Genomic DNA, 10,778 nt, shown 5'->3' on the forward strand with positions numbered 1-10,778 from the left:
CCCCGCGCTGGCGCTGCGCGCCCACGCCGTCCTCGTCGCCGAACGCCTGGTGCTGGCCGCGGCGGTGGTGGCCGCGGGCGCCGGCACGACGCCCGCCCTGGCACTGCTGACGCCGCTCCTCACGGTCAGCGTCATCACCCAGAGCCGGATGCGGTCCCGGCATGAATTCCCCGCCCCCCTGGCCGACGGCGGGCCCACCCTCCCCGGTCCACGCCCCTGAAACACCGCGCGCCACCAGCAGAAGGGTCCGCTCCCATGCCCGCTTCCGCCTTGACCGAGAGCGTCGGCACGGCCGTCACCGCCGGTACCGAGGCGCTCCTCGCCCACCGGCGCGACGACGGCGCCTTCGTCTTCGGCGCGCACCACGCCTCCCCGCTGAACACCGCCGGAGCCCTCACCGCACTCCACTTCGCCGATCCGGAGGGCTCGGCCGAGACCATCGAGCGCGGTGTCACCTGGCTGTGCGAGACCCAGCGGGACGACGGCGGCTGGGCCATGCGCGGGGTGCCCACCGAACCCCTCACCACCGCGCTCGCCGCCGCGACGCTCCACCTGCTCGCCCCCCGCCGGGCGGCGTCGGCCGTCCATGCCGCACGGGCCCGGTTCGAGGCGCTCGGCGGCTCCGGGGCCGTCCCGGAACCCGCGATGACCGCCCTCATCCGCCAGTTCCACACCTTCGCCGGACTGCCCCACGAGGGCGCCCAGCGACGGCTCCCCCTGGAACTGCTGCTCTTCCCCGGCCTCAGCCGCCGCCTGCTGAGCCTGCGGCTGCCCATCTACGCGAGCCAGGCGCTCGCCCAGTCCGCCCACCGCCGCCGCGGCCCGGCCGGCCGCGCCCTGGACCGGCTGGCCCGGCCGAAGGCCCTGACGATCGTCCATGACGCCTACGAACGCGAGGGCGCCACCGGCGGGTTCAGCACCGACCCGTGGCTCACCGGACTCATCTGCCTCGGCCTCGCCCGCTCCGGCCAGGCGCCCGGCCTGGTCCGCGCCGCCGCCCGCTGGCTCCGCTCCGCGGCCAATCCAGACGGCTCCTGGGATCTCATGCCCCTCGATGTGACCTGGACGAACTTCGCCACCGCCGCGCTGATCGAGGCCGGTCACGCCGAGGACCCGCAGCTCATCGGCACCCGCGAGATGCTCCACCGCCACCAGCAGCCCGAGCCGTTCGACGCCCTCGGCTGCCCGGCCGGCTACTGGGGGTTCTCCAGCCCCCGAAGCTGGCCGATGGCCCTGGAGACGGCCGAGTCCAGCGCCATCCTGCTGAAGCTGCCCGGCGGCGCGGACGACTGCCACGTCCGCGCCGGGCTGGGGTGGCTGACCGCAACCCAGGACGCGGCCGGGTCCTGGAGCCTCGCCGTACGGAACAGCAAACCGGGCGGCTTCGGGCCCTGCCCCCAGATGACCGCCAAGGCCGTGGGCGCCCTGCTCGACTCCGGGGCAGGGGCCGACGACCCGCGCGTGGCCAAGGCGGTGCGCTGGCTGCTCGGCCGGCAGCGACCCGACGGATCGTTCGAGGCCATGTGGTACCGCGGCGGCACCCCCGGCACCGCCGCGGCGCTCGAGGCGCTCAGCCGGGCGGGCCGCACCGGGGAACACCACCGGGCGGCGGCCCGGGCCAGGGACTGGCTGCTGCGCACCCGCCACCCCGACGGCTCATGGAGCACGGGCGAGGACACCCAGCCGGGCGAGGACACCCGGCCGGGCACCGTCGAGGAGACCGCCTGGGCGCTGCGCGGGCTGCTCGCCGCCGGGCTGAGCCCCGCCGACCCCGCCCTCGCGGCGGCGGCCCGATGGCTCGTCGACGCCCAGCGGACGGACGGCGGCTGGACCCCGGGCCCCGTCAACGAGTACGTCCGCGGCTGTGCCCGCTACGCCGACGACGGCATCGCGGCGGGCCTGGCACTGCGGGCCCTCGCCCACTACCGCTCGGCACAGGCCGCTCGCGCAGCCGAAACCGGAGAAGGAGGCCGGGGATGAGCCCCGATGTGCTGGTGTGCGGGGCGGGCGTCGGCGGTCTCGCGGCGGCCCGCGCACTCGGCGCCCTCGGACTGGACGTCCTGGTCGTCGACAAGCAGCCGAAGGTCCGCCCGATCGCCAAGGGAGAGGTGCTCCAGCCGGGCGCGCTGCGCCTGCTGCGCTCCTGGGGCGTGGAGAAGCGGCTCGACGCGCAGGGGGCGGTCCGGCTCGGGCGGCTGGTCGTCCGCGATCCGCGAGGCATCGCGCGGATGTCCCTCGACTACGGCCAACTGCCCGCCCCCGACCAGTGGTTGCTGGCTCATGACCACGCGGTCATCCTCGCCGCCCTGGCCGAGAGCCTCGGGCCGGGTGTCGAACTGCGCCGGGGCGTGCGCGCGGAGGCGCCGCTGCGCGACGACTCCGGCCGGATCACCGGACTGCGGCTGGCCGAGGGCGGCAGGGTCTACGAGCAGCGGGCGCCACTCGTGGTCGCCGCCGACGGCATCTCCTCACGGCTGCGGTCCTGGGCGGGCATCGAGGCCAAACGGGCCGACTATCCACACCGGCTGGTCTCCTTCGATATCGGCGACGCCGACGCTGCCGCCCGGGCCGACGACTTCTCCGCGTACGTCACCGACCGGGGGCTGCGGCTGCTCTATCCGCTGCCGGGCGGCCGGTTGCGGCTCTACCTTCAGGCGGGGCCCGATGAGCTGCGCGGCGTCACGGCACGTGGGGGACTGGCCGACTGGGCCGCCCGGGCGCTGTCCCAGGTGCCCGCCCTGGAGCCGCTGACGGCGTCCCTGCTCGCTCATCTCGACAGCCGCCAGACGCTGCCCGTCGGACGGCTGCTGTCGCCCCGGCTGGCGGGGCGCGGACTGGCGCTGGTCGGCGAGGCCGCGTACGCCGTCCATCCGATGGCGGCGCAGGGCATGAACACCGCCATCACCAGCGCCGGTGCCCTCGCCGAACGGCTGTCGGACCATCTGGAGCGTACGGGCGGGATGTCGGCCGCGGTGGTGGACGCCGCGCTGCGCGACTACCACGAGCGGCAGTTGCCCCTTCTCACCCAGGCGGCCAGGACCAGCGGCAACGCGGCGCGGATGGTCACCGATCTGTCGTGGCGCGGCCGGGTCCTCGGGCGCCGGGCCGTCCGCCACACCGGTGCCAACCCCCGGCTGCTGCACACCGTCACCCACAACATGTCGGGCCTCGGCCCGCGCCCGCTGACCCCGCTGGACCGGCTACAGCAGCTCGGTCTCCTCCCCGATCCGCGCGCCCACCGAGTGCCGACCGCCCCGGCCGGCCGACCGCAACCCATGTGAGGACGGTTTACCGCATGCCCACTTCCGAATTGATGGTGACCCCCGTCTCCGGAGCACTCGGCGCGGAGATCCGCGGTGTCGATCTGACCGAGCTCACCGATGAACTCTTCGACCGGATTCACGAGTTGCTGCTCAAGCACCTCGTGGTCTTCTTCCCGGACCAGGAACACCTCACCCCAAAGGCGCATATCGCCCTGGGACGGCGGCTGGGGGAGCTGGAGGTCCATCCGTTTCTGCCGAAGGTCGAGGGCCATCCCGAGATCGTCGTCCTGGACGCGGACCAGGGGGCCAAGGCCGACGAGTGGCATATCGACGTGACCTTCCAGCCCAATCCGCCGGTCGCCTCCATCCTCCATCTCCAGGTGTGTCCCGCCTCCGGCGGCGACACCATGTGGAGCAACCAGTACCTGGTCTACGAGACGCTCTCCGAGCCGATGCGCGAACTCCTCGACGGGCTCACCGCCGTCCATGTCCTCAACACACCGCAGACCGGCGAGCACTCCGCCGAACACCCGGTGGTGCGGATCCACCCCGAGACCGGCAGGCGCTCCCTGTACGTCACCCGCATGTGGACCTCGCACATCCCGCAGCTCAGCCGCCCGGAGAGCGACGCCCTGCTGCAATACCTTTTCGAGCACTCCGAGTCGCCCCGGTTCAACTGCCGTTACCGCTGGCAGCCCGGCGCCGTCGCGATGTGGGACAACCGCGCCACCCAGCACCTGGCCGTCAACGACTACGCCGAACCCCGCAGGGGCCGGCGGGTGACCGTCCTCGGCGACCAGCCCACCGGCGACACCCCGCGCTGGAAGGAGTACCGGCCCGCGCCCGACGAGCGCTACTACCCGCGCCGAGCACCAGCACGGACGTACCACCGGCGAGCAGCATCGGAGTGCTGCCGCCGTCGTCCTCCTCGGAAGTGGCAGAGGTGGCAGAAGTGGCGGAGGTGGCGGAGGCGGCGCGGGAGGCCGCTGCGGCGTCCTGGGACGGCGGGGCGGCGGCCTTCGACGAGGGGGCTTCCGGCGAGGGGGCTTCCGACGAGCGGGCCTTGGAGCCCAGCACCACATCGGAGCAGGAGTAGTAGGTGTCCGGGGTGCTGGTGTTCCGCCAGATCGTATAGAGGAGCTGACGGCCGGTCCGGCCGGCGGGCAGCGTGGCCTTGATGCGGTACGCGTCGTCGATCAGCGCGGGGTCCTTGGCCGTGGCGAACGGCTTCGCCTCCAGGTCCGACCACTTCAGCGGCCGCGCGGGATCGTAGCCCTCCCTGGTGAGATACAGCTCGAAGGTCCCCGTGTGCGGAATCGTCGACCGGTAGGTGAGCGTGAGATCGGCCCCGGCCGACAGCCGTGTCGAAGGCCAGTCGGCGCGCGCCAGATCCAGCCCCCGGTACGCCTCCAGGCCCCCGCTGCACAGCTTCCCGTCCGGGACCCGCTCCCGGTCCTTGCCCGCCACCCCCGCGATACGCAGGTTGTCCCAGTCCGCCGCCTCCGGACCACCCGCGGCCCGAGCCGCCCGGCACGCCGCCGACCGCGCCGCGCCCCCGCCCTCGGGGGAGCAGGCGAACGTCCGGCTCACCGGGTCCGTCGGCGCCCCGTGGGCCTGGGCGGGCTGAGCGGCCAGCGCCGTCAACAGGCAGGGGAGGGCCCCGAGAAGAGCGCCCACGGCGGCGGTGCGATACGAGGTCATCCGGTGCGGCCCTCCGGGTCGGTTCGACGGACGCGTCGCCCGTCTCCTCGAATACGGGAAGCCAGGACCGGGCGTTCAACGGCCCGCCGGAAGCAGTCGTGGAATGCCGTACAACCATCCGCGAGCCCGGCATGTCTCCCTAGGCAGACGCAAACAGCGCCTACGCCCATGAAGAATCATTAAGGGGGACAAATGAATCTTTCTCGTCGTATGGCCGCCACCGCGGTGCTCGCCACCGCCATCGCGGGCACCGTGGCCCTGACGCCGCAGGCATCGGCCGCCACCAAGGCCGCGTACAACGGGGTGTGCGGCAGCGGATACAAGGTGGTGAACTCGGCGCCCATCGGCACCAAGGGCACCGTCTTCCTCACCTACAACTCCGCCAAGGGCAAGAACTGCGTGGTCACCGTGCGGAACGCCACGGGCAAGGCGGTTCCGATGTTCGCCTACCTGTACGTTCAGGGTGCCGACGAGGCGGCCGAGGACGGCGGCACGTACACCTCGTACGCGGGCCCGGTGTACGGCGACGGGCGCGGCAAGTGCGTGGACTGGGCCGGAGGCATCGACAACCAGTCCACCTGGACGTACGGATCGAACTGCGGATCCCTCAAGGCCCACCGCGTGACCAAGGGCTGGTAAGCCCGAAAGCCACGCCTCGGCACACCGACGGGGGAACACACGGGGGAGCGGCGGCCACCTTCTGGGAGGGTGGCCGCCGCGATCCCGAAGATTTCGAGTGATCTTCGTCCAGGATCTGAAGATGGGGCTCAATCTGGGGTTCTGCCGTACCTTCGCGGTACCGGAGATCGCCCGGGTGCTCACCGCCACCGGCCGGATGACCCGGCACACCCGGGTCCGCGCCAAGCCGACCGGTGAGTTGATGTATCGGTGACCCCCGAGGCCGACGCCCTGTGGGCGGCCAGCAGGGATCTGCGCGCCGGGCGTGTTCCCGGGGTGCTCGGCCCGCTCGCGGGCAGCGCCGCCGACAGCCTCCTGGACGAGGAGCCGCGCCGGGCGCTCGGCGTTGGGCGCCCCGCGATGCCGGTCCGCGCCGCGGCCCACACCGTGCTGCGGCTGCGCGCCGCCACCGGCCGGGTGCGCAGGAGAATTCGCGGAACCCACCGACCCGCCGGTATGTCGATGGTGCAATAGCGGGGCAGGCTCTGGTATTCAACCTGGCCGTGGCCTCACGCTGCCGCGTCGAGCTGCGCATTGCCCGTCACAGGTGGAGGATCGTTCATGCACCCAGTCACCGGCTCCCGCGCTGCCGTCCCCGCCAAGGGCCGCGCCGTCCCCCGCCTGTCCACCGACCGGGGGCGGACGCCGCCCCGGATGCCCGCCGCCCGTCCGCCGATCCGGTCGCGGGCCGATGCCGAGACCGTGGCGCTGCTGCACCGCGCCGCCCGGGTGCTCATCGAGGAGGTGCCCCGGCTGGCGGACCGAATCGTCGCGCTGATGAAGGAGCGGGAGCCCGCCTACCGGTCGCCCTCCCTGGACGCGCATGAGGTGTGGCGGGAGGTCCACGACTCGCTCAGCAACAATGTGCGCTCGCTGGTGCATCCCAAGGAGACGCGCGAATCGGCCAGGTCCTGCGCCTGGCGGATCGGCACCGACCGGGCCGCGCAGGGCTTTCCGCTGGACGCGCTGCTGCACGCGTACCGCATCGGCTGCACCGTGGTGTGGGAGCAGCTCCTGGAGACCGCCTCGAAGGAGGACCCGCTCGGCGCCCAGTCGCTGGTCCATGTCGCCGCCGACGTATGGAACTTCGTCGACGAGCACTGCACCCTCGTCGCCACGGCGTATCAGGAGGTCGAGCGGCAGCTCTCCTGGCACCGGGAGAACCGCTACCGGATCATCGTCGCGGCCCTGCTCGACGGCACCGCCCGGGTGAGCGACTTCCCCGAGGCGGAGGAGGCCCTCGGCCTGCCCGAGCAGGGGCGTTACGCGGTCGTGGCGCTGGAGGACACCGACGCCTCGTCCCGGGCGCCGCACCCCGCCACGGTGGGCGCGGGACTTCGTACGGTCTGGCATACGGCGGAGGGCACCGCCCACGCCATCGTGCTGCTCGGCGACGACGGAGCGGAGCATCTGGTGCGCGGGCTGGAGGTGCCGCCCGGCGCACGGGCCGGGGTCAGCCCCGCCGTATCCGGTCTCGCCGCGGTGAACACGGCCCGCCGGCTCGCCGATACGGCACTGCGCACCCGCCCGGCCGCCGGGCAGGCGGCGCTGCTGGACGAGCGCTATCCGGAGGCGCTGGTGGTGTCCTGCCCGGACCTCGGGGCCGCGCTCGCCGACCGGATGCTCGGACCGGTCCTGGCCCTGGAGTCCGCCGACCGGGAGCTGCTGCTGACGACGCTGGCCGCCTGGCTGGACGGCGGGGGATCGGCCCGCCGCGCGGGCGAGCTGCTGTTCTGCCACCGCAACACGGTGCTCAACCGGCTGCGCCGCTATGAGCAGTTGACCGGGCGTTGCCTGGACCACCCCCGAGAGGTCATGGAGTTGTCGCTCGCGCTGTCCGCGCACCGGCTGCTGACACCCTGAGCAGCACCCCTCGGCCTGAGGCGATGTGGGCGTGCACAACGGCCCTCGGCCGATCATGTGCACCCGTCACACGGTCCGCCGGTTGGGCTGTACGCGACCGCGCTGACCTGCTGTCGTGGCGATTCCGCCCCTGTGACATGGGGCGGAACCCGCACAAGGAGCCGCGACATGTCCGACTACGACCAGCCCTGGCGCGCGTCCGTCCCACCCTTCGAGCTCGAGCCCCGCACCACGCGCCGCACCCTCGCCATGCCGTCCCGCCCCACGGCACCGCCTCCGCCGGTGCGGCGCACACCGTGGCAGCGGCCGTGGCCCTGGCCGGCGCGGGCGGCCTGCACCGCGCTCGCCTGTCATGTGGCCGCCGTGGTGGTGAACTGTGCCGCCGAAGGCGTCGTCAACCTCGGTGCGGGCGGTGGATTCACCGTGGGCGCCCTGCTGATCGGCCTGGACACGGCGGTGCTGCTCACCGTCCTGGCCCGGGCCCACCGCCGGTCCACCGCCACGACGGAGGAGGCGGAGGGGTGAGCTTTCTCGATCCCAGAACGCTCGCGTTCGTGCTCTTCGCGGGCTTCATGGCCGTCTCGTTCCTGCTGTGCATCCTCGCGGCCACCGGCAATGACGACCCCACCGAGTTCTACCTCGGCACCGGCGGGCTCAGCCCGATGCAGAACGGCCTGGCCATCGCGGGTGACTACATCTCCGCCGCCACCGTGCTCAGCACCACCGGCACCATCGCCCTGGCCGGATTCGACGGGGTGCTGATCGCCTCGTCCACCGTGCTCTCCATCCTGCTGTTCATGCTGGTCCTCTCCGGACCGCTGTGCGGACGGGGGCGGTTCACCCTCGGCGACGTCCTCTCCGAGCGGCTGAGCGAACGACCCGCCCGCATCGGCACCGCCGTCGTGGTGCTGGTGGTCGTCATGCCGCTGCTGCTGGTCCAGCTCAACGGCGCCGGGGCCATGCTGGCGGTGCTGCTCGGCATCCCGGGAAGCGGCGCGGTCACCGGCTGCACCGTCTTCATCGGCTCGCTGATGGTCTGCTACGCCGCCCTCGGCGGGATGAAGGGCACCGGATTCATCCAGATTCTCAAGACGGTACTGCTGCTCGCCGCGTTCGTCCTGCTGGCCGCTCTGGTGCTCAAGCGCTTCTCCTGGAACCCGTTCACCCTCTTCGGCGCCGCGGCCGACGCCAGCGGCTACGGCGACGGCTTCTGGCAGTCCGGCCGCCAGTACGGCGACTCGCTCAGCGGCCGCCTCGATGTCATCAGCGTCCAGCTCACCCTCGCCGTCGGCGCCGCCTGCATGCCGCATCTCACCATGCGGCTCCACCCGATCCGCGGCATGCGGGCCGCCCGCGCCGCCACCACCTGGGCGGTGGGCGCGGTCACCACCATCCTCGGGCTGATCGTGATCGTGGGCGCCGGAGCCACCGCCGTCGTCGGCGCCCGCGCCCTGCGCGCCTCCGACCCCACCGGCAGCGACTCACTGCTGATGCTGACCCTGGCCCTGGACCCGGCGGCGCAGGAGGCCCACCGCAGCCTGCTCTTCTCCGTCGTGGCCTGCGCGGTCGTCGCCACCACCCTCGCGGCGGTGGCCGGACTCACCCTGGCCGCCGCGGCCTCCCTCGCCCATGACGTCCTGGCCAAGGTCGTCTTCAAGGGCACGCTCTCGGCCAACCGGGAGCTGGCCGCCGCCCGTACGGCCATCGTGGTCGTCGGCGTCGTGGCCGTCGTCCTCGCCATCGTGACCCAGCACTGGAACCGGCAGGTCCTGATCTCCTTCACCTTCGCGGCCGCCGCCTCCGCCCTGCTGCCGATCGTGCTCTACGGCACCCTGTGGCGCGGCTTCACGGTGAACGGACTGCGCTGGGCGCTGTACGGAGGACTCCTCCTCACCGCCGTGACCATGGCCTTCTCCCCGGCGATCTCCGGCAACCCGCTCGCGGTCTTCCCCGCGCGCGACTTCCACTGGTTCCCGCTCCGCAACCCGGGCCTGGTCACCATTCCCGCCGGGTTTCTGCTCGGCTGGCTCGGTTCCCGTACCGGACGGCGGGCACGGCATGCCCAGGACCCCACGCGGGGGGAGACGCCGTACGCGATGCCCACCGGCTGACCCGCCCGGTGCCGCCCCGGGTCCTGGGTCTCTTACGGGGACCGGGGCCCGGCCTTGGCGCGCCGGTGGGCGGCCACCCGCTCACGGGTCGCGCACCGGCGTGAGCAGTAGCGGCGCTCCGGTCCGCTGCCCACGGTGAGGAAGACATCGCCGCAACTGGGGGAGGAGCACAGGCCGCCGGGCGGGCGCTGACCGTCCCAGATCAGCACGGTCAGCGCCATGCACGAGGAGGCGAGGAACCATTCGCCCCAGGGCGCCTCGTCATCGCTGTCCAGGTGCGGATGCCAGGGTGAACGGCCGTCGTGCGAGCTGAGCCGGAGCGGACCCGTGCCCTCCCGCAGCAGCCGGTTCAGCACCCCGGCGGCTTCGTCGACCCGCGCGGCGGCGAACACCTCGCGCAGCCGCAGCGCGGCGGTGCGCATGCCCGCGACATCACCGGCGGTGAGCTCGACCGGGCCGGGCTCACCGTGGTCGAGCAGGATCCCGGCGATCGCGCCGGGGTCCGGACTCGGCTCCGCGGTCAGGGCGTTGACGAGGATGGCGGTGCGCCGGGCGGTGTCCCGCACCGAAAGCCGGGTGGACCGTTCGTCGTTCCAGGGTGGTGACACGGGGTCAATGTAACGCACCTGGTCAACATTTACGTTACCTCCGTAACGTGATCCGCATGCCAGGGCGTTACGCGATGGAGTGCTATCTGGGCGGGGCGGCCGCCGCCCGCGCGGGGGACGAGATGTCGGGGCCCGCGCTGCTGCTGGCCGGACCCGCGCTCACCGGTTCGGCCTCCTCGGGCTCGTCGCTGCTGGCGGGCATCATGATCGCGGCGGCGGTCGGCGGACCGCTCTTCGGGGTGCTGCTCGACCGCTCCGCCCGGCCCGGGCGGCTGCTGGCCGCGGCACTCGCCCTCTACGCGGCGGCGCTCACCGCGATCCTCCTGGGGCTGGGGCGGCTGCCGTTCGCCCTCACGGTTCTTCTCGCGGTGGGCGCCGGGCTGCTGGGACCGGCCCTGTCCGGCGGCTGGACCTCTCAACTGCCGCGGGTGGCACCGCCGCGGGCCCTGCCCCGGGCCAACGCACTCGACGCGATGACATTCAGCCTCGCCGCGCTGGTGGGGCCCGCACTCGCCGGGGCCGTCGCGGGGGCGGCCGGGGCTCCGGCCGCCGTG

The 10,778-nt window shown here is 73.3% G+C and carries 11 protein-coding genes and 2 pseudogenes; 11 read left to right on the plus strand and 2 right to left on the minus strand.

The genetic code is table 11. The annotated features are described in order from the left end of the window. The 4 genes and pseudogenes from KN815_RS40950 to KN815_RS40965 form a co-directional block, all read left to right on the plus strand. Nucleotides 1-220, plus strand: a pseudogene (locus tag KN815_RS40950) (UbiA family prenyltransferase); the annotation flags it as partial. Nucleotides 221-255: 35 nt separating this feature from the next. Continuing rightward, nucleotides 256-1,980 carry a prenyltransferase/squalene oxidase repeat-containing protein gene (locus KN815_RS40955; RefSeq protein ID WP_216346866.1) on the plus strand — a complete coding sequence of 575 codons (1,725 nt, stop codon included), beginning with the start codon at nt 256-258 and terminating at the stop codon, nt 1,978-1,980. Then, complete coding sequence (locus KN815_RS40960; RefSeq protein WP_216346867.1) at nt 1,977-3,281, plus strand: FAD-dependent oxidoreductase; 1,305 nt, start codon at nt 1,977-1,979, stop codon at nt 3,279-3,281. The genes KN815_RS40955 and KN815_RS40960 overlap by 4 nt, the downstream gene beginning before the upstream one ends. A gap of 32 nt (nt 3,282-3,313) precedes the next feature. Continuing rightward, a pseudogene (locus tag KN815_RS40965) lies at nt 3,314-4,033 on the plus strand (TauD/TfdA dioxygenase family protein); the annotation flags it as partial. Here the strand turns inward: KN815_RS40965 and KN815_RS40970 are convergent. After that, the gene (locus KN815_RS40970; RefSeq protein WP_253209566.1) at nt 4,008-4,964 is read right to left on the minus strand and encodes a lytic polysaccharide monooxygenase auxiliary activity family 9 protein; all 957 of its coding nucleotides are present in this window, start codon (nt 4,962-4,964) and stop codon (nt 4,008-4,010) included. The pseudogene KN815_RS40965 and the gene KN815_RS40970 sit on opposite strands and share 26 nt — an antisense overlap. A gap of 210 nt (nt 4,965-5,174) precedes the next feature. Between KN815_RS40970 and KN815_RS40975 the strand changes: the two genes are divergently transcribed. The 6 genes from KN815_RS40975 to KN815_RS41000 all read left to right on the plus strand — a co-directional run bounded on the left by KN815_RS40975 (nt 5,175) and on the right by KN815_RS41000 (nt 9,616). Beyond that, a complete protein-coding gene (locus tag KN815_RS40975) occupies nt 5,175-5,603 on the plus strand; it encodes a spore-associated protein A (protein ID WP_372458610.1) in 429 nt (142 codons plus the stop codon). A gap of 97 nt (nt 5,604-5,700) precedes the next feature. Then, nucleotides 5,701-5,856 carry a hypothetical protein gene (locus tag KN815_RS40980; RefSeq protein WP_216346869.1) on the plus strand — a complete coding sequence of 52 codons (156 nt, stop codon included), beginning with the start codon at nt 5,701-5,703 and terminating at the stop codon, nt 5,854-5,856. Further along, nucleotides 5,853-6,116 carry a hypothetical protein gene (locus tag KN815_RS40985; RefSeq protein WP_216346870.1) on the plus strand — a complete coding sequence of 88 codons (264 nt, stop codon included), beginning with the start codon at nt 5,853-5,855 and terminating at the stop codon, nt 6,114-6,116. The genes KN815_RS40980 and KN815_RS40985 overlap by 4 nt, the downstream gene beginning before the upstream one ends. An 87-nt stretch (nt 6,117-6,203) precedes the next feature. Beyond that, nucleotides 6,204-7,505 (plus strand): PucR family transcriptional regulator, encoded by a 1,302-nt coding sequence (locus KN815_RS40990; protein ID WP_216346871.1) that lies wholly within the window; start codon nt 6,204-6,206, stop codon nt 7,503-7,505. Nucleotides 7,506-7,673: 168 nt separating this feature from the next. After that, a complete protein-coding gene (locus tag KN815_RS40995; RefSeq protein ID WP_216346872.1) occupies nt 7,674-8,030 on the plus strand; it encodes a hypothetical protein in 357 nt (118 codons plus the stop codon). Then, entirely contained in the window at nt 8,027-9,616 is a 1,590-nt protein-coding gene (locus KN815_RS41000) for a sodium/solute symporter (RefSeq protein ID WP_216346873.1), read from the plus strand. The genes KN815_RS40995 and KN815_RS41000 overlap by 4 nt, the downstream gene beginning before the upstream one ends. A 32-nt stretch (nt 9,617-9,648) precedes the next feature. Here KN815_RS41000 and KN815_RS41005 read toward each other — a convergent pair whose 3' ends face one another. Continuing rightward, complete coding sequence (locus tag KN815_RS41005; RefSeq protein ID WP_216346874.1) at nt 9,649-10,224, minus strand: CGNR zinc finger domain-containing protein; 576 nt, start codon at nt 10,222-10,224, stop codon at nt 9,649-9,651. 56 nt (nt 10,225-10,280) lie between these two features. Between KN815_RS41005 and KN815_RS41010 the strand changes: the two genes are divergently transcribed. Beyond that, nucleotides 10,281-10,778, plus strand: a 498-nt coding sequence (locus KN815_RS41010) for an MFS transporter (RefSeq protein WP_372458609.1), incomplete at its 3' end; no start/stop codon positions are given.

Origin of the sequence: Streptomyces niphimycinicus, assembly GCF_018883605.1 — a bacterium.
Classification (GTDB): domain Bacteria; phylum Actinomycetota; class Actinomycetes; order Streptomycetales; family Streptomycetaceae; genus Streptomyces; species Streptomyces niphimycinicus.